Source organism: Streptomyces sp. NPDC054813 (assembly GCF_053611365.1).
This window is the reverse complement of the sequence record NZ_JBSHAF010000009.1, coordinates 210,199-227,449: the sequence shown is the minus strand read 5'-3', so window position 1 is coordinate 227,449 and position 17,251 is coordinate 210,199. Positions and strand designations below refer to the sequence as shown.

The window sequence follows — 17,251 nt, the reverse complement described above, 5'->3', positions numbered from 1 at the left end:
CCGCCGGGCCCCTGACCACCTCCTCAGCACCTGAGGGTGCCCTCAGTGTCTGAAGGTAGGCCGTTCCTTCTTGGTCCTGGCCTTCGGCTCCCGCTCAGCGGAGCGGTTCCAGGAACTCCAGGCGGTTGCCGACAGGGTCCTCGCAGAAGAAGCGGCGGTGGCCTGGGAGGTCCCCGTCCCAGGCGACGGGCCTGCCGTGGGCGGTGAGCCGGGCCGCGTAGGTCTCGATGCCCGTCACCAGCAGGCCCGGGTGGGCCTGCCTGGCCGGCCGGAAGGCCTGCTCGATCCCCACATGCAGATGGATCTCGCCGGCCCGGAACCAGCAGCCGCCGCGCGCCGCGAGCACGGGCGGTTTGGGGACCTCCGTCATGCCGAGGGTGTCCACGTAGAACGTCCGCAGCCGGTCCTCGGAGCCGGGCGGGGCGGCGAGCTGGACGTGGTCGAGGGCGGCGAGCATCAGTTCTCCTCCTTGTGGGCGACGGCGAAGATGCGCCGGAACGGGAACGGGGTGCCGTGCGGGCCGGCCGGGTAGGCCTCGCGCAGTGCGGTCCGGTACTCGGCGAGGAAGGCGTCACGGGCCCTGGGATCGTCGGCGAGGGCGGTGAGGACCGGGCGCAGTCCGGTGCCCTTCACCCAGTCGAGGACCGGGTCCTCGCCGGTGAGCAGATGGATGTACGTCGTCTCCCAGACGTCGGCGGCGCAGCCGAGCGCGGTCAGCCGCTCCAGGTAGGCCTCGGGGGTGAGGACGGCGTCGTCGTGGCGGAGGGCCTCGGCGAGGCGGCCCCGCCAGCGGGGGGACTCGGCGAGGGTGCGCATCAGCCGGTGGCTGGAGGCGGTGAAGTTGCCCGGGACCTGGAAGGCGAAGGTGCCGCCGGGGGCGAGGCCGGCGATCCACTCGGCGAACCGCTCGGCGTGCCCCGGGACCCACTGGAGCGTGGCATTGCTGACGATCAGGTCGTACGGCCGCTCGGGCGCCCAGGTGCGGACGTCGGCGTGGGAGAAGTCCAGGCGGCCGCCGCCGGCCGTGCGGCCCTCGTACTCCACGAGTGCCTTGTCGAGCATCTCGGGCGAGTTGTCGTAGCCGGTGATGTGGGCGGTGGGCCAGCGTTCGGCCAGCAGGGCGGTCATGTTGCCCGGGCCGCAGCCGAGGTCGGCGACGGCCGGGGGTTCGCCGGGGAGCGCGGGGATCCGGGCGAGGAGGTCGGTGAAGGGGCGGGCACGGTGGCCGGCGTGACGGAGGTACTGGGCGGGGTCCCAGGCGGGAGTCGTCATGGACTCCACATTCCCCGCCCGGATATCTCGATGTCAAGAAGCTCGATATCAAGAGACTTCATGTCGACACAACCACTACACTGATCGCCATGGAGGACGAGGTCGATCGGCTGGTGGCTGCGTGGCGCCGGGAGCGCCCGGACCTCGACGTGGAACCGCTTGAGGTGCTCAGCCGGGTGAGCCGACTGGCCCGGCACCTGGACCGGGCACGTCGGCTGGCCTTCGCGGAGCACAGCCTGGAGCCCTGGGAGTTCGACGTGCTGACCGCGCTGAGGCGCGCGGGGACGCCGTACCAGCTCTCCCCCGGGCAGCTGCTGACCCAGACCCTGGTCACCTCGGGGACGATGACCAACCGGATCGACAGGCTGGCCAAGAAGGGCCTGGTGGAGCGGTTGCCGGACCCGAGCGACCGGCGGGGCGTGCTGGTGCGGCTGACCGAGGAGGGCCAGGACCGCGCGGACCAGTCCCTGGCCGGACTCCTCGACCAGGAACGGGCGATCCTCGCCGAACTCTCCCGCACCCAGCGCGCCGAACTCGCCGGCCTGCTACGCCAGTTGACCGCCCCGTTCGACAACATCCCCGGCTAGGTCGGCCGGACCGACCCCGGCACGGCGGGCGAGGGCGACGGCGGCCAGGGTGGAGTGGACGCCCAGCTTGCCGAGCACGTTCTGCATATGGGTGCGGACGGTGTGCGGGGACAGGAAAAGGCGCTCGGCGACCGCCTTGCGCCCCAGGCCCGCCACCATGCACCGGAGCACTTCCCGCTCCCTCGGCGTGAGGGACTCCACGAGCCGTTCGCTCTCGGTGCGGTGCTTGCGCGCGGCCGTCAACTCCCGCAGGACTCCGGTCAGCAGGGCGGGCGGCAGATGGGTCTCGTCGCGCAGCACCCCCCGGATGACGTTCAGCAGCCGGGACAGCGAGCAGTCCTTGGCGACCCAGCCGCAGGCGCCGGCCTGCAGGGCCAGGGCCGCGCGCCGCGGGTCGTCCTTCTCGGCGAGCACGACGACACGGACGGCGGGGTGGGCCGAGCGGACCCCGGTGACCAGGGATATCCCGTCGACCAGGCCCTCCTCGTTGCCCTCCTGCACCGGTACCGCCGGGCGGCCGCCGGGCAGTTGGCCGCCCAGATCGGCGTCGACGAGCAGCACGTCGTAGCGGCGGCCCTCGGCGACCGCGCGCTCCAGGCAGCGCAGCGCCGCCGGACCGCTGCCGGCCGCGGACACGTCGACATCGGGCTCGGCGGCCAGTGCCGCGGCGAGCGACTCGGCGAAGATACGGTGGTCATCGACGACCAGAACTCGGATACGAACCACGAAACCCCCTTCCCCAAGCTCTTCACGAGCAGGGGATACCCCAAGATGCTCAGATCGACGGATCACACGGACACGACACCCGCGGGAGGACCGAACCGCACGGCCGCCGCCGTGCCTGAACTGCTACCCCCACCGCGGGTGCCGTACCCGACTTGTCTCGCCCCCTGATCAGCACCGGCCCCCACCGGTGCTGCTCTTCAGGGTACGGAAGGGGGGCGGGAGCGGAAGGCAATTTGCAGAACTGCCCGGCCGACGCGTTTATGGTGTGCCGCATGTTTCGTATTGAGGCGGAAGTCGACAAGGAACGGCGGGAACTGCTCCGCACCCGGCTGCTGGACACCAACACCGCGGCCTCCCCGGTCCTCGCCGCCCTGCGCGGCACCCCCGGCGAACGCCAAGTGCCGCTGCACGTCTGGGCGATGGACGAAGACTCGGGCGAACTGGCAGGCGGTCTGGTGGGGCACACCTGGGCGACCTGGCTGCACGTCACCTATCTGTGGGTGGACGCGCGCCGTCGCGGCGCGGGTCTGGGCGGCCGGCTGCTGGCCGAGGCGGAGCGCATCGCCGGGCAGGACCGTGCCTGCTCCGCCGCGCGTCTGGAGACCTGGGACTTCCAGGCGCCGGACTTCTACCGGAAGCAGGGTTACGTCGTGGTGTGCGTGGTCCCCGACTATCCGCCGGGGATCACGGAGTACACGCTGACGAAGCGGCTGGGCTGAGCCTCAGCTCTCCCGGCGGGCGCCCGCCGACGGCACCGCCTCGAACGTCCGCGGCGCCTTGAAACCGGCCGCCGCGAACGCCTCTTCGACCGCCTTGGTGATCGTGTCGACGTCGGACGCCTCCGCGAGGACGATCGCCGAGCCGCCGAAGCCGCCGCCGGTCATCCGGGCGCCCAGGGCGCCGGTGGCGAGGGCGGTGTCCACGACCAGGTCCAGCTCCGGGCAGGAGATCCGGAAGTCGTCGCGCAGCGAGGCGTGGCCCTCGGTGAGGACCGGGCCGATGGCGCGGGTGTCGCCGGCCTCCAGCAGGGCGACGACGCGTTCCACGCGGTGGTCCTCGGTGACGACGTGCCGGACCAGGCGTCGTACCTCCTCCTCGTCGCCCAGCCGGTCGAGCGCCGCACCGAGGTCGTCGTAGGCGATGTCCCGCAGCGCGTCCACGCCCAGCAGGGCCGCGCCCTTCTCGCAGCCGGCCCGGCGCTTGCCGTACTCGCCGCCGCTGTGGGCGTGCTTGACCTGGGTGTCGACCACCAGCAGGCGCATGCCCTCGGCCGCGAGGTCGAAGGGGATCTGCTTCTGCGAGAGGTCCCGGGTGTCCAGGAACAGGGCATGGCCGTGCTCGCAGCAGGCGGACGCCGTCTGGTCCATGATGCCGGTCGGCGCCCCGACGTAGACGTTCTCCGCGCGCTGGCACAGGCGGGCCAGCTGCCAGCGGGCCAGGCCCAGTCCGTGCAGGTCGTTGAGGGCGAGGGCGATCACCACCTCCAGGGCCGCGGAGGAGGACAGGCCGGCGCCGGTCGGGACCGTGGAGGACAGGTGGACGTCGGCGCCGGTGACCGGGTGGCCGGCCTCGCGCAGCGCCCAGACCACGCCCGCCGGGTACGCCGTCCACTCGTGGTCGGTGCCGGGTTCCAGGGCGTCCAGGGAGAGTTCGACGACCCCGCCCTCGATGTCGGCGGAGTGCAGGCGCAGCACGCCGTCGGTGCGGCGGGAGACCGCGGCCGTCGTCACGTGCGGCAGCGCGAACGGCATCACGAAGCCGTCGTTGTAGTCGGTGTGCTCACCGATCAGGTTGACCCGGCCCGGTGCCGACCAGACCCCTTCGGGCGCGCTTCCGTAGAGCTCCACGAAACCGTCCCGGACCTGCTGTGCCCCCACTACTGCTCCCTCGAGGTGTGCTGCGCGAACTCCCAGGCGTCCGCGACGATTCCCGCGAGGTCCGCGCGGGTCGGGTTCCAGCCCAGCTTCTCGCGGGCGGTGGCCGCCGAGGCGACCAGGACGGCCGGGTCGCCGCCCCGGCGCGGGGCCACGACCTCGGGGATCGGGTGGCCGGTGACCTGGCGGACGGTCTCGATGACCTCGCGTACCGAGAAGCCCTCGCCGTTGCCGAGGTTGCAGATCAGGTGCTCGCCGGGGAGCGCGGCCGTCAGGGCCAGCAGGTGGGCGTCGGCCAGGTCGGCGACGTGGATGTAGTCGCGGACGCAGGTGCCGTCGGGCGTCGGGTAGTCGTCGCCGAAGACGGAGATGGCCTCCCGCCTGCCCTGGGCGACCTGGAGGACCAGCGGGATCAGGTGCGACTCGGGGTCGTGGCGCTCGCCCTGCGCGCCGTAGGCACCGGCCACGTTGAAGTAGCGCAGGGAGACCGCGCCCAGGCCGTGGGCGGCGGCCTCGCCGGTGATCATGTGGTCGACGGCGAGCTTGGTGGCGCCGTACGGGTTGGTCGGCTTCGTCGGGGCGGTCTCGACGATCGGGACCTGCTCCGGCTCGCCGTAGGTGGCCGCCGTGGAGGAGAAGACGAGCTTGCGGACGCCGGCCTCGCGCATCGCGCCGAGCAGCGCCATGGTGCCGCCGACGTTGTTCTCCCAGTACTTCTCGGGCTTCACGACCGACTCGCCGACCTGGGAGAACGCGGCGAAGTGCAGCACCGCGTCGTAGGAGGAGTCGAGCCACTTCGCGGCGTCGCGGATGTCGCCCTCGACGAAGGCCGCGCCCGCCGGGACGCCCTCCCGGAAGCCCGTGGAAAGGTTGTCGAGGACGGTGACCTCGTGGCCCGCCTCCAGCAGGTGCTGGGCAACCACGCTGCCGACGTAACCCGCCCCGCCCGTCACCAGGTACTTCATCAACTCGCTACCTCTCGCAGTCGCTCGGCCGCGCGCTCCGGCGGCACGTCGTTGATGAACACGTTCATGCCGGATTCGGAACCCGCGAGAAACTTCAGCTTGCCGGACGTTCGGCGGATGGTGAAAAGCTCCAGGTGGAGCGCGAAGTCGTCGCGCGTGACCCCGTCGAACTCCTCCAGCGTCCCGAACGGCGCCTGGTGCCAGGCGGCGATGTAGGGCGTGGGAGGTTCACCCTCACCGAAGATACGGTCGAAGCGCCTCAAGAGTTCCAGATAAACCTGGGGGAACTCTGAGCGTGCCGCCTCGTCGAGACCGAGCAGGTCGGGGACGCGGCGCTTCGGGTACAGGTGGACCTCGTAGGGCCAGTGTGCCGCGTACGGCACGAAGGCGGCCCAGTGTTCACCCTCAAGGACGACGCGCTCGTCGGCGAGTTCACGCGCCAGGACGGCATCGAAGAGGTTCTCCCCGCCGGTCGCCTCCTTGTGGGCCGCGAGTGAACGCAGCATCAGCGCGGTGCGCGGGGTGGTGAAGGGGTAGGCGTAGATCTGGCCGTGCGGGTGACCGAGCGTCACGCCGATCTCCTCGCCGCGGTTCTCGAAGCAGAACACCTGCTGGACGGAGGGGAGATGCGACAGTTCCGAGGTCCGGTCGGTCCACGCGTCGAGGACCAGGCGCGCCTGCTCCTCGGTGAGGCTCGCGAAGGACGCGTCGTGGTCCGAGGTGAAGCAGACCACCTCACAGCGTCCGGAGTCGCCGGCCAGCGAGGGGAAACGGTTCTCGAAGACCACCACGTCGTACGAGGAGTCCGGGATCTCGCTCAGCCGGTCGCCCTTGGTCGGGCAGAGCGGGCACTGGTCGGCCGGCGGGTGGTAGGTGCGGCCCTGCCGGTGCGAGGCGATGGCGACCTGGTCGCCGAGCAGCGGGTCACGGCGGATCTCGGAGGTGGTGTGCGTCCGCTCCAGCGGCCGGCGGTCCACCGCGTCCCGCACGGTGTCGTCCCGCAGGTCGTAGTAGATGAGCTCGCGACCGTCGGCCAGCCGGGTCGAGGTCTTCTTCACTGCGGACTCCCGAAAATCGAGCGTTGTTCGAGTCAGCCAACCATCAAACAGAACCGAACACACCAAAACACAACTCACCAGGTGAGTCAACATCGCAATCAATCAAGGTGAGACAACAAAAGTGTTGAATTACTGGGTGCAAAACCCCACCAATGCCCCTGCATCCCCCACATACCTCGCGACATCCCTGGCGGCGGAGCTACGGCTCCCCACCAACGGCCTCGACTACGCGATCCTCGCCATCTACTTCGTGGTGGTGCTGGGCATCGGCTTCGCGGCCCGCCGCTCGGTGAAAACGAGCCTCGACTTCTTCCTCTCGGGGCGCTCACTGCCCGCGTGGATCACCGGGCTCGCGTTCATCTCGGCGAACCTGGCCGCCACCGAGATCCTCGGCATGGCCGCCAACAGCGCGCAGTACGGCGCGTACACCGTGCACTGGTACTGGATCGGCGCCATTCCGGCCATGGTCTTCCTCGGCCTGGTGATGATGCCCTTCTACTACGGGAGCAAGGTCCGCTCGGTCCCCGAGATGCTGCTGCTGCGCTTCGACAGAGCCGCACACCTGCTGAGTTCGATCCTGTTCGCCTTCGCCGCCATCCTCATCGCGGGTGTCAACCTGTACGCCCTCGCGATCGTCGTCGAGGCGCTGCTGGGCTGGCCGCAGTGGGTGGCGATCGTGGTGGCCGGCGCGTTCGTGCTGGCGTACATCACCCTCGGCGGCCTCTCCTCGGCCATCTACAACGAGGTGCTCCAGTTCTTCGTGATCCTGGCCGCCCTCATCCCGCTGTCGGTGCTCGGCCTGAAGAAGGTCGGCGGCTGGAACGGCCTGGTCGACAAGCTCGACGCCACCCACGGCCACAACTTCACCACCGCCTGGGGCGGCACCGGCATCGGCAGCGTCAACCCGCTCGGCGCGAACTGGCTGACCATCGTCCTCGGCCTCGGCTTCGTCCTCTCCTTCGGCTACTGGACGACCAACTTCGCCGAGGTCCAGCGCGCCCTGTCGGCGAAGAACCTCTCCGCCGCCCAGCGCACCCCGCTGATCGCCGCGTACCCGAAGGTCTTCATCGTCTTCCTGGTGATGATCCCGGGCCTGGTCGCCGCCGCGCTGGTGCCGAACATCGGCACGTCCGGCTCCGACCTCCAGTACAACGACGCGATCCCGTACCTGATGTCCCAACTGCTGCCCAACGGCGTCCTCGGCATCGCGGTCACCGGCCTGCTCGCGGCCTTCATGGCCGGCATGGCCGCCAACGTGTCGTCCTTCAACACCGTCTTCACGACGGACATCTGGGCGAAGTACGTGGTCAGGGGCCGCGAGGACGCGTACTACGTCCGCTTCGGACGCCTCATCACCGCGATCGGCGTGGCCGCGTCCGTCGGTACGGCGTTCCTGGCGTCGTCGTTCTCGAACATCATGAGCTACCTCCAGACGCTGTTCTCCTTCTTCAACGTGCCGATGTTCGTCGTCTTCATCGTCGGCATGTTCTGGAAGCGCGCCTCGGCGAAGTCCGGCTTCTGGGGGCTGCTCGCGGGGACGGTGACCGCGATGGTCAACTACTTCGTCCTCTACAAGAAGGACATCATCAGCATCCCCACGGACCAGGGCGCCAACTTCGTCTCCGCGATCGCCGGCTTCGTCGCCGGCGCGGTGGTGATGGTGATCGTGTCCCTGTTCACCGCGCCCAAGCCGGAGGCGGAGCTCGCGGGCCTGGTCTACGGCACGCGCTCCCCCGGCATGACCGAGGCGCCCGCGCCCGGCGACGAGGCCTGGTACCGGCGGCCGGCGCTGCTGGGCTGGGGTGCGGTGGTCCTCGCCGCCCTCTGCTACGTCCCGTTCTCGTTCTGACCCCGGTGCCCGCCCTGGTGCCCGGGGAGAATGGAGAGACCTTGACTTCCTCTCCCTCCTGCGAGGAGGGGGATTCCTACGGCTCGCGCTGTAGGGGTTCCTGCTTCGTCGCCGACTGCCCTCCCGGAGAACTCCGTTGAGGTCTTACACCGGCTCCACAGGCCGACACCGCCAGCCCGGCGGCCAGAAGGCTCTTCGCGGCGTTTCCGTCGCGATCATGAGTGATACCGCAGGCGGAGCATGTCCAGGTGCGAACGTGCAGGGGCATCTTGTCCTGCAGGGCTCCGCAGTTGGAGCACAGCTTGGAGGAGGGGAACCAGCGATCCACCGCGATCACCTCGCGGCCGTACCAGGCTGCCTTGTACTCCAGCATGCCGCGGAACTCGCTCCACGCCGCGTCACTGATGGCGCGCGCGAGTTTGCCGTTCTTCAGCAGGTTGCGGACAGTGAGCTCCTCGATCACGATCGTTTGGTTCTCACGAACGAGCCGAGTGGTGAGATTGTGCAGGTTGTCGCGTCGCCGGTCGGCGATGCGGGCATGGATGCGTGCGACCTCCCGGCGTGCCTTCTCCCGGTTCGCCGACCCCTTCGCCTTGCGGGCGTGCTCGCGCTGGGCTTTGGCGAGGCGCGCACGGTCGCGCCGCTCGTGCCGGGGATTGCCGATCTTCTCGCCGGTGGACAGCGTCAGCAGGTGGTCGAGACCGGCGTCCACACCGACCGCCGTGTCAGTAGCGGGGAGGGGATTGACGCCGGGATCCTCGCACAGCAGCGACACGTACCAACGTCCTGCCGCGTCCTGCGACACGGTCGCCGTGGACGGCGTGGCGCCCTGGGGCAGGGGACGGGACCACACGATGTCCAGCGGCTCCGCCATCTTCGCCAGCGTCAGCTTCCCGCCACGGAAACGGAACGCGCTGGTGGTGTACTCGGCGGACTTGCGGGACTTCTTCAGCGACTTGAACCGCGGGTACTTCGCCTGGTTGGCGAAGAAGTTCGTGAACGCTGTCTGAAGGTGGCGCAGCGCCTGCTGGAGCGGGACGGAGGAGACATCGTTGAGGTACGCGAATTCCTCCGTCTTCTTCCACGCGGTCAGCATGGCCGAGGTCGCGTTGTAGTTGACCCGTTCCTGCCGGAGGATCCACGCCCCCGTGCGCGCCGCGAGCGCGAGATTGTAGACCTTCCGCACGCACCCGAACGTGCGCGACAGCTCTGCCGCCTGCGCATCGGTCGGATAGAAGCGGTACTTGAACGCCCGCTGGACATAGGCGGCCTTCACGTCTCACATGATAGCCAGCCAGTTTGTGAGCTGGGGAAATGAGAAACAGACGCCGGTTCACTTCGAAGGGGACAAGATGACCGACAACTCCGGGCAGTCCGGGTTCCACTACTCCGAGCAGGACGTCCACCGAGAAGTCTCCGAGCTGGAGAGCAGGTCCACGACCGCCGCGCGCATCTTCGACCTGCGGCGGATCATCGGCGGCCTGTTCGTGCTGTACGGGATCATCGTCACGATCACCGGGATCACGGACTCGCAGGCCGAGATCGGCAAGGCACAGGGGATCAACATCAACCTGTGGACCGGGATCGGGATGCTGTTGCTGGGGGTGTTCTTCCTGGTGTGGCTGTGGCTGCGGCCTACTCCGCCGCCGGTACCTCCGGTGGAAGAAGAGAGGAAGGCGGAGTAGGGCGCGCCCCCTCAGGGGGTTTCCGTCCCGCCGTTCAGAGGCCCGGCCCTGTCGAGCAGGCCCGTCCTGGCCGCCAGGGCCGCCGCCTCGAGCCTCGACCCCACCCCCAGTTTCATCAGCACCCGCTGGACATGAGTGCGGGCCGTGCTCGGGGCGATGCCCATGCCCGCGGCGATCAGGCGGGTGTCCTCGCCGTCGGCGACCCGGACCAGGACCTCGACCTCCCTCGGGGTGAGCATCTGGAGCAGGCGCTGGCCCTCGTCGTCGGGCTGGGCGGCGGGGTTGAGCAGTTCACCGAACGCGCCCTGGAGCAGCGCGGGCGCCACGGCCGCCTCACCGGCCCGCGCCTTCATGATCGCCCGCTCGACGCCCTCTATCCGTTCGTCGTGCCGTACGTACCCGGATGCGCCCGCGGCGAAGGCCGCCGCGATGCCCCGCGGCGACGGCACCGGGCCGAGGACGAGCACGGCGACCTGCGGCCGCTCCCGCTTGATCTTCACCACCGGGTCGAAGATCCCCGGCTCGGCCGGTGTCGCCGTACCCAGCAGGCACACCTCGGGCGCGCGTGTGATCACCAGCTCCGCCGCGCCCGCCGCCGGCGCCGCCGCCGCGAGCACCCGGTGGCCGCGCAGTTTCAGCGCCGAGGCCAGCGCCTCGGCGAGCAGCCGGTGGTCGTCGACCACCATGAGCCGCACTCCCATAGAGCAACCCCCCAGTCCCCCCAATGGATGCCCCACTATGGATGCCCACTGGTCCGCGTGGACAGAGGGCCCCCCGGCACCTCGTCCTTCATGCCCCCGGAAGCTACACGCTTGTTCGACGTTGCGCTGCCCCTACTGATGAGAAGTGCCCCGGATCGGAGGAATCTCTGGCTTCTCTCGTATTCGCGGGTGAAGAGCTGGTGTGGTGCGGTACGCGCCCGGTCCCGCCCCTGAGCAGGGACGGGACCGGAATCACGGGCCGGGTGATTCGGGCGTTTCCGCTTGACGAACCGTCAGCCGCCCGTACCGAACGCGGTGACCAGGTACTCCTTGCCCGACACCGACGAACCGGCGGCGTGGGCGTACACCGCGGACAGGTACAGGTGCCCCTGGGAGTAGAGGACCTCCGCGTTCTCCGGGGACATGGCGGTCTCCACGGCCCTGACCGCCGCGGTCGCCGGGTTCTCCAGCAGTTCGGTCTCCTTGAACGAACCGCCGTCGATACTGACGATCTGACCGCCCTTGTCGTACGGCGGGTCCTTGTACGCGATCACATTCGGACCGTCCATACGCAACGGCGTGATCGTGTAGTTGTCGCCGGCGTCGGCGCGCTGGCCGGTCTGCTTGCCGGTGGCCAGGTCGAAGGCGACGATCTCGTTGGTCTTCGCGAGGTCCCCGCTGCCGTCGTGCTCCTCGGTCGCCAGGTACAGCCGGTCGTTGCCGACCACCACTCCCTGGCACTTCTCCACCTGGTAGATGCCGTCGCAGCGGGCCGCGTAGGAACTACCCGGCGTGGAGATACGGGTGCGCAGCCGCCCGGTCGCGTTGTCGACGGAGAAGACGTCCGAGAAGCCGCTGCCGTCGCCCGCACTGTCGTTGACGTCGGCGGCCACCACCAGCGGGTCGGTCGACACGATGCTCGCGTAGGGGATGCCCGAGGTCATCTCGTACTCGGAGATCACCTTGCCGGAGACCGGGTCGATGGTCTGGATGTGCAGCTGCGCGGTGTCACCGCTGCCGCACCTGCGGACCGCGACCAGTTTGGCACCGCCGCCGTAACCCGCGTCGTAGCAGGTGTCGGCCGGCTTCGGCTGCCAGCGGACCTTGCCGGAAGCGAGGTCGAAAGCGGCGCCGCCGCTGGTGCCGCCGACCGCGACCGTCTGCCCGGCGACCGTCACGTTGCTGAAGTTGACCGGCACGTCACCGGACTTGATCGTCTGCGTCCACAGCTTCTTACCGGCGTTCAGGTCGATCGCGGCGACCTGGGTACAGCCGGCCGTGAAGCCCTTGGGTGGCATTTTCGGCTGGAAGACGACGGCCGTCCTGCCGTCCGCACCGACGTGCCCGGTGGCGTAGCAGACCGGGCCGGGCAGCCGGACCGTCCACAGCTCGGCGCCCAAGTCGCGGTCGTAGCCGACGATCCGGGCGACGCCGGTCTTCGCGTACACCTTGTCGGTCAGCCAGGAACCGGCGGTGACCGTGGTGTCGTTCGCCGTGGGCAGCGGGACCTGGAAGAGGACCCTGGAGGCCGGGTTCGCGGGCACCTTCTCGCTGCCCCCGCCTCCTCCCTTGCCGCCGTTGCCGCCGGTGCCGCCGTTGCTGGGGCCCGTGGTGTCGTCCTTCTTGCCGTCGGCGCCCGAGGACTTGGAGTACCAGATGCCACCGCCGACGATCAGCGCGATCACGACAACCGCGGCGACGACGATGAACAGCGTGGCGTTGTTCCTGCCGGAGGTGGGGGTGGGGGTGGGGGCGCCCGGCCCGCCCGGCCGGCCGCCCGGGTAGCCGTAACCGGGTTGCTGGGCGTAGGGGTTGGCGGGGGTGGGGGGCTGCTGGGTGTACGGGTTCGGGGGCTGGGCGGGGTAGCCGTAGCCGGGCTGCGGAGGCTGGGGCGGGTGGCCGTAGCCGGGCTGCGGGGCCGGGGGCTGCTGCGGGTAGCCGTAGCCCGGCTGGGCGACCGGGGGTACGGGCGGCTGCGGCGGGCCGGCGGGGGCGCCGTAACCGGGCTGCTGCGGGGGCTCGTTGGGCGGTGGCGGAGGTGGCTGGGTCATGACGGGGTACCTCTGGGGACGGCGCGGAAGACGGCTGGGGCGGTGTGGGGCGGCGCGGGACGGGGCGGGTCCGCTCAGTTGCCGAAGGCCATCATCAGCTTCTCCTTCGCGTCGTCGCTGCCGGTCAGCCGCGTGGAGGAGAGGTAGAAGCGCCCGTCGACCCAGTCGACCGCGCCGTCGTAGAAGCCGTCCTCGATGCCGGCGGTGTGCTGCGGGTTCTGCAGCAGCCTGGTGGTGGTGTGGGCGGAGCCGGCGGTCGGGATCGACACGACCTGGCCGCCCGAGTCGTACGACGGCCGTACGTAGGCGACGAGTCTGCCGCCCTCGACCTTGACCGGGTACATCGACTCGTCCGTCGGGGACTTCGTACGCCACTTCGCCTTGCCGTCGGCGAGGCTGATCGCGACGATCTCGTTGGCGCCGCCGTTCGTGTCCGTCGGCAGGTAGAGGGTGTTCGCGTCGACGGCGACGCCCTGGCAGCCCTGGAGGTCACGGGCGAGGACCGCCCAGCCGCACTCGGGGGCGAACTTCTCGTCGACCTTCACCTCGGACCGGAACGTGCCCTTGGCGTCCAGGGTGGAGATGTTCCAGGCCTTCTTCTCCTCGTTGGTCATGTAGACCACGAGCGGGTCGACGGAGTACATCCGCTGGACCGACCAGCCCTTCTTGACCGGCTGGGTCCACCTGACCCTGCCGGTGGCCGGCTCCAGTTCCGAGATCTCGTCGTGCTCGTTGCCGCCGCCGACCCCGCAGGAGGCCACCTCGACCAGCCGGTTCGTGCCGCCCGCGAACGCCGTCGGGAAGCAGGACGCGCCGTACTTCTTCTTGTCGTACAGCTTGTCGCCGCTGCCGAGGTCGTACGCCGTGCCCGACTGGGAGCGGCCCACCACCAGCGTCTTTCCGCTGATCGTCAACTCGATGCTGAGCGCGGTGTCGAACAGGCCGCCGTCGGCGACGGTCGCGGTCCAGCCCTTGCGGCCCGTGTCGAGATCGATCTCCTGCAGCTGGTTGCACTTGGCCCGGTCGCTGGTGCCGTTCATGTACGCCACGACGACCTTGCCGTCGGCCGACCGGTCCGGGGTGACCGCGCAGATCTTCTGCGGGAACGTGATCGGGGCCCAGGCCGGATCGCCATCGCCCACCTTGTAGGCGAAGACCTGCTTGTACGCCGCCTTCACCGCGGTCTTGCCGGTGATCCACATGCCGGGTGCGTCGGCGCCGGACGCGGGGGCGTCGGGTGCCGACTTGTACCAGAGCACCTTGGCCTCGCCGGACTTGCGGCCCTCGTTGAGGTTCTCCGGATCCGCACCGCCGTCGCCACTGCCGTCACCCGGGTCGACCGGGGTGTCGGTGCCGGAGGCCTTGGGGTCGTCGGACTGCTGGGCGACCGGCTTCCTGCCGTCGTCCCCGCCGCTGGTCACCGCGTACACGGTGCCGCCGACGACCAGCAGCCCGGCCACGGCCGCCGCGACGACCAGCCCGGGCTTCCCCTTGAACGGCCCGCCGCCCCCGCCCCCGGGCGGCGGAGTGACGCCGGGTGCGCCCGGGTACTGCGGCGGATAGCCGTAACCCGGCTGAGGCGGTTGCCCGTACGGCCCCGCCTGCTGCGGCTGGCCGTAAGGGCCGGGCTGCTGCGGCTGGCCGTAGGGACCGGGCTGCGCATACGGTCCCGGCTGCTGTGGATGGCCGTATCCCGGCTGGGGCGGCTGGGCAGGAGGCGGGGGCGTGCCCTGGGGTGCACCGAAGCCGCCCTGAACGGCCGGCTGTTGCGGGGCGCCGAAGCCACCACCCGCTGCCGGCTGGTCCTGCGGTGCGCCGAATCCGCCCTGCTGCGGCGGCTGATTGGGTGGCTGAGTCATCAGCGATCTTCCCCCGTTACTGATTTTTAGCCACGCCCCGAGGCTCCCGACGGGCCTCAGGCCGTTCTCAGACTGCTCTCAGACGGACCTTTCTATCACTCGGGACCGACAGGCCACGGACCCTCGTCAGCCCCTGTTCCCAAGGAAGAACCGCCCCGTGATGCGGCCGTTACGCGCCTTCACGCTCCCTACACGGGGCGCACGCAAGGGGGTTGCGCGCGGGGGTGCGACGGGCGGGGGCGGCGCGGGGGTGGGTGGTGCGCGCCGTGGGGTGGCGCGCGTGCGCGGCCGATTCACGCCGGTGGGTGGGGGTGAGCCCGCCACCACGGGTCGCGCGCCCACCGGAACGGCGCGCACGCCGAGTTGCACGCCCACCGCCACCGCGCGCACGCCGAGTTACGCGCTGCGCACACGCCGAACTACGCGCCGCCCGGCACCGCGTGCACGCCGAACCAGGCGCCGCCCGGCACGGCGCGCACGCCGTGCTACGCGTCCTCCGCCAGCTCCAGCCAGCGCATTTCCAGTTCCTCGCGCTCCCCGGCCAAGTCGCGCAGCTGGGTGTCGAGTTCGGCGACCTTGGCGAAGTCCGTGGCGTTCGCGGCGATCTGGTCGTGCAGCTTGGTCTCCTTCTCGGAGACGCGGTCCAGCTGGCGTTCGATCTTCTGGAGCTCCTTCTTGGCGGCGCGCTGGTCGGCGGCGCTCCGCTCGGCCGTGGGGGCCTTGGGGGCCACGACCGTGGCGGCGGCCACCTCCTCCATGCGCTGCCGCCGCTCCAGGTACTCGTCGATGCCGCGCGGCAGCATCCGCAGGGTGGCGTCGCCGAGGAGGGCGAAGACGCGGTCGGTGGTCCGCTCGACGAAGAACCGGTCGTGGGAGATGACGATCATCGAGCCGGGCCAGCCGTCGAGGACGTCCTCCAGCTGGGTGAGGGTCTCGATGTCGAGGTCGTTGGTCGGCTCGTCGAGGAAGAGGACGTTCGGCTCGTCCATGAGCAGGCGCAGCAGCTGGAGGCGGCGGCGCTCACCGCCGGAGAGGTCACCTACCGGCGTCCACTGCTTCTCCTTGTTGAAGCCGAACGTCTCGCACAGCTGCCCGGCGGTCATCTCGCGCCCCTTGCCGAGATCGACGCGCTCGCGCACCTGCTGTACGGCTTCCAGGACCCGGGTGCTCGGGTCGAGCTCGGCGACCTCCTGGGAGAGGTAGGCGAGCTTGACGGTCCGGCCGACGGCGATCCGGCCGGCCGCCGGCTGCTCCTCGCCCTCGGTACGCGCGGCCTCGGCCATGGCGCGCAGCAGCGAGGTCTTGCCGGCGCCGTTGACGCCGACCAGGCCGATGCGGTCGCCGGGCCCGAGCTGCCAGGTGACGTGCTTGAGCAGCACCTTGGGCCCGGCCTGGACGGTCACGTCCTCCAGGTCGAACACGGTCTTGCCGAGCCGGGAGGAGGCGAACTTCATCAGCTCGGAGGTGTCACGCGGCGGCGGCACGTCGGCGATCAGCTCGTTGGCGGCCTCGACCCGGAAGCGGGGCTTGGAGGTACGGGCGGGGGCGCCCCGGCGCAGCCAGGCCAGCTCCTTGCGGACGAGGTTCTGCCGCTTGGTTTCCTCGGTGGCCGCGATCCGCTCGCGTTCCGCACGGGCGAAGACGTAGTCGGAGTAGCCGCCCTCGTACTCGTAGACGGCGCCACGCTGCACGTCCCACATGCGGGTGCAGACCTGGTCGAGGAACCAGCGGTCGTGGGTGACGCAGACCAGCGCCGAGCGGCGCTCCCGCAGGTGCTTGGCCAGCCAGGCGATGCCCTCGACGTCGAGGTGGTTGGTGGGCTCGTCGAGGACGAGCAGGTCCTGCTCCTCGATGAGCAGCTTGGCGAGCGCGATCCGGCGCCGTTCACCGCCGGACAGCGGCCCGATGACGGTGTCCAGGCCCTTGGGGAACCCGGGCAGGTCCAGGCCGCCGAAGAGGCCGGTGAGGACGTCCCGGACCTTGGCGTTGCCCGCCCACTCGTGGTCGGCCATGTCACCGATGACCTCGTGCCGGACGGTGGCCGCCGGGTCGAGGGAGTCGTGCTGGGTGAGGACGCCGATGCGTAGTCCGCCGGAGTGCGTGACGCGCCCGGTGTCGGCCTCCTCCAGCCTGGCGAGCATCCGGATGAGGGTGGTCTTGCCGTCGCCGTTGCGGCCCACCACGCCGATGCGGTCGCCCTCCGACACGCCGAGCGAGACGCCGTCCAGCAGGGCACGGGTGCCGTAGACCTTGCTGACGTTCTCGACATTGACCAGGTTGACGGCCATTTCACTCCTGCGCAGGGGGACGGTCAGCCTCCCAGCGTAATGCGCGTCGGCAGGCCGTCCCGCCGCGAGCTGTTTTCCGCCCGCCTGAGCGCGTACCTCGTCGAGGAGGTCGTACATGTCCGGCCCGGGCAGTCGGTCCGCAGCCGGCCGCGGTGGCCGGAGACAGTGGTGACGTCATTGGTGACGCCGTTGACCGGATTGACGAAGGTGACCTTCGCCTGCGGGTCCAGGCCCTTGAAGCGGGCGAGCCACGAGTGATGGCGGGTGGGGGGTGGCGCCGGGGGCCCCCGGGTGGGCCCCGGTGCGTGTGGGGCCCGCTGGCGGCGCGGGGGGCGG

At 70.3% G+C, this 17,251-nt stretch carries 15 protein-coding genes and 1 pseudogene; 4 read left to right on the top strand and 12 right to left on the bottom strand.

Annotated elements, in window-relative coordinates:
- Positions 1–94: 94 nt before the first annotated feature.
- Both ACWGJB_RS20360 and ACWGJB_RS20355 read right to left on the bottom strand, forming a co-directional pair.
- Complete coding sequence (locus ACWGJB_RS20360; protein ID WP_453381533.1) at positions 95–457, bottom strand: VOC family protein; 363 nt, start codon at positions 455–457, stop codon at positions 95–97.
- The gene (locus tag ACWGJB_RS20355) at positions 457–1,272 is read right to left on the bottom strand and encodes a trans-aconitate 2-methyltransferase (protein ID WP_453381532.1); all 816 of its coding nucleotides are present in this window, start codon (positions 1,270–1,272) and stop codon (positions 457–459) included. Before ACWGJB_RS20355 ends, ACWGJB_RS20360 begins: the two co-directional genes overlap by 1 nt.
- A gap of 89 nt (positions 1,273–1,361) precedes the next feature.
- Between ACWGJB_RS20355 and tamR the strand changes: the two genes are divergently transcribed.
- Positions 1,362–1,859, top strand: a complete 498-nt coding sequence (tamR, locus tag ACWGJB_RS20350) for a MarR family transcriptional regulator TamR (RefSeq protein WP_453381531.1) — start codon at positions 1,362–1,364, stop codon at positions 1,857–1,859.
- Here the strand turns inward: tamR and ACWGJB_RS20345 are convergent.
- Positions 1,818–2,585, bottom strand: coding sequence for a LuxR C-terminal-related transcriptional regulator (locus ACWGJB_RS20345; RefSeq protein WP_450765515.1), 768 nt, complete (start codon positions 2,583–2,585; stop codon positions 1,818–1,820). The genes tamR and ACWGJB_RS20345 overlap by 42 nt on opposite strands.
- A 272-nt stretch (positions 2,586–2,857) precedes the next feature.
- Between ACWGJB_RS20345 and ACWGJB_RS20340 the strand changes: the two genes are divergently transcribed.
- Positions 2,858–3,304 (top strand): GNAT family N-acetyltransferase, encoded by a 447-nt coding sequence (locus tag ACWGJB_RS20340; protein WP_453381530.1) that lies wholly within the window; start codon positions 2,858–2,860, stop codon positions 3,302–3,304.
- A gap of 3 nt (positions 3,305–3,307) precedes the next feature.
- Here ACWGJB_RS20340 and galK read toward each other — a convergent pair whose 3' ends face one another.
- From galK to galT, 3 genes are read right to left on the bottom strand one after another with little or no spacing between them, the layout of a single operon-like run.
- Positions 3,308–4,462: a galactokinase gene (gene galK, locus ACWGJB_RS20335; protein WP_453381529.1), complete on the bottom strand. Its 1,155-nt coding sequence runs from the start codon at positions 4,460–4,462 to the stop codon at positions 3,308–3,310.
- Complete coding sequence (galE, locus tag ACWGJB_RS20330) at positions 4,462–5,424, bottom strand: UDP-glucose 4-epimerase GalE (protein WP_453381528.1); 963 nt, start codon at positions 5,422–5,424, stop codon at positions 4,462–4,464. Before galE ends, galK begins: the two co-directional genes overlap by 1 nt.
- A complete protein-coding gene (gene galT / locus ACWGJB_RS20325) occupies positions 5,424–6,482 on the bottom strand; it encodes a galactose-1-phosphate uridylyltransferase (protein WP_453381527.1) in 1,059 nt (352 codons plus the stop codon). The genes galE and galT overlap by 1 nt, the downstream gene beginning before the upstream one ends.
- A 136-nt stretch (positions 6,483–6,618) precedes the next feature.
- On the opposite strand from galT, the gene ACWGJB_RS20320 reads away from it, so the two are divergent.
- The gene (locus ACWGJB_RS20320) at positions 6,619–8,331 is read left to right on the top strand and encodes a sodium:solute symporter family protein (RefSeq protein ID WP_453381526.1); all 1,713 of its coding nucleotides are present in this window, start codon (positions 6,619–6,621) and stop codon (positions 8,329–8,331) included.
- A 76-nt stretch (positions 8,332–8,407) separates the two neighbouring features.
- Here the strand turns inward: ACWGJB_RS20320 and ACWGJB_RS20315 are convergent, their stop codons facing one another.
- On the bottom strand, positions 8,408–9,607 hold the full coding sequence (locus tag ACWGJB_RS20315; protein ID WP_453381525.1) for an RNA-guided endonuclease InsQ/TnpB family protein: 1,200 nt from the start codon (positions 9,605–9,607) through the stop codon (positions 8,408–8,410).
- A 76-nt stretch (positions 9,608–9,683) separates the two neighbouring features.
- Between ACWGJB_RS20315 and ACWGJB_RS20310 the strand changes: the two genes are divergently transcribed.
- Positions 9,684–10,016 carry a hypothetical protein gene (locus ACWGJB_RS20310; protein ID WP_453381524.1) on the top strand — a complete coding sequence of 111 codons (333 nt, stop codon included), beginning with the start codon at positions 9,684–9,686 and terminating at the stop codon, positions 10,014–10,016.
- Positions 10,017–10,027: 11 nt separating this feature from the next.
- Here ACWGJB_RS20310 and ACWGJB_RS20305 read toward each other — a convergent pair whose 3' ends face one another.
- The 5 genes and pseudogenes from ACWGJB_RS20305 to ACWGJB_RS20285 all read right to left on the bottom strand — a co-directional run.
- On the bottom strand, positions 10,028–10,717 hold the full coding sequence (locus tag ACWGJB_RS20305; protein WP_453381523.1) for a helix-turn-helix transcriptional regulator: 690 nt from the start codon (positions 10,715–10,717) through the stop codon (positions 10,028–10,030).
- A 293-nt stretch (positions 10,718–11,010) separates the two neighbouring features.
- Positions 11,011–12,768 (bottom strand): outer membrane protein assembly factor BamB family protein, encoded by a 1,758-nt coding sequence (locus tag ACWGJB_RS20300; RefSeq protein ID WP_453381522.1) that lies wholly within the window; start codon positions 12,766–12,768, stop codon positions 11,011–11,013.
- Positions 12,769–12,842: 74 nt separating this feature from the next.
- Positions 12,843–14,627 carry an outer membrane protein assembly factor BamB family protein gene (locus tag ACWGJB_RS20295; protein ID WP_453381521.1) on the bottom strand — a complete coding sequence of 595 codons (1,785 nt, stop codon included), beginning with the start codon at positions 14,625–14,627 and terminating at the stop codon, positions 12,843–12,845.
- A 485-nt stretch (positions 14,628–15,112) separates the two neighbouring features.
- Positions 15,113–16,915 (bottom strand): ABC-F family ATP-binding cassette domain-containing protein, encoded by a 1,803-nt coding sequence (locus ACWGJB_RS20290; protein WP_453381520.1) that lies wholly within the window; start codon positions 16,913–16,915, stop codon positions 15,113–15,115.
- Positions 16,916–16,938: 23 nt separating this feature from the next.
- A pseudogene (locus ACWGJB_RS20285) lies at positions 16,939–17,251 on the bottom strand (hypothetical protein); the annotation flags it as partial.

What these genes read in the sequence shown, in the direction of transcription:
- ACWGJB_RS20340 (WP_453381530.1), top strand. Translation starts at nt 2,858, where the DNA reads ATGTTTCGTATTGAGGCGGAAGTCGACAAGGAACGGCGGGAACTGCTC.
- galE (WP_453381528.1), bottom strand. Translation starts at nt 5,424, where the DNA reads ATGAAGTACCTGGTGACGGGCGGGGCGGGTTACGTCGGCAGCGTGGTT.
- ACWGJB_RS20310 (WP_453381524.1), top strand. Translation starts at nt 9,684, where the DNA reads ATGACCGACAACTCCGGGCAGTCCGGGTTCCACTACTCCGAGCAGGAC.
- ACWGJB_RS20290 (WP_453381520.1), bottom strand. Translation starts at nt 16,915, where the DNA reads ATGGCCGTCAACCTGGTCAATGTCGAGAACGTCAGCAAGGTCTACGGC.
- ACWGJB_RS20360 (WP_453381533.1), bottom strand. Translation starts at nt 457, where the DNA reads ATGCTCGCCGCCCTCGACCACGTCCAGCTCGCCGCCCCGCCCGGCTCC.
- ACWGJB_RS20355 (WP_453381532.1), bottom strand. Translation starts at nt 1,272, where the DNA reads ATGACGACTCCCGCCTGGGACCCCGCCCAGTACCTCCGTCACGCCGGC.
- ACWGJB_RS20305 (WP_453381523.1), bottom strand. Translation starts at nt 10,717, where the DNA reads ATGGGAGTGCGGCTCATGGTGGTCGACGACCACCGGCTGCTCGCCGAG.
- tamR (WP_453381531.1), top strand. Translation starts at nt 1,362, where the DNA reads ATGGAGGACGAGGTCGATCGGCTGGTGGCTGCGTGGCGCCGGGAGCGC.
- ACWGJB_RS20295 (WP_453381521.1), bottom strand. Translation starts at nt 14,627, where the DNA reads ATGACTCAGCCACCCAATCAGCCGCCGCAGCAGGGCGGATTCGGCGCA.
- ACWGJB_RS20300 (WP_453381522.1), bottom strand. Translation starts at nt 12,768, where the DNA reads ATGACCCAGCCACCTCCGCCACCGCCCAACGAGCCCCCGCAGCAGCCC.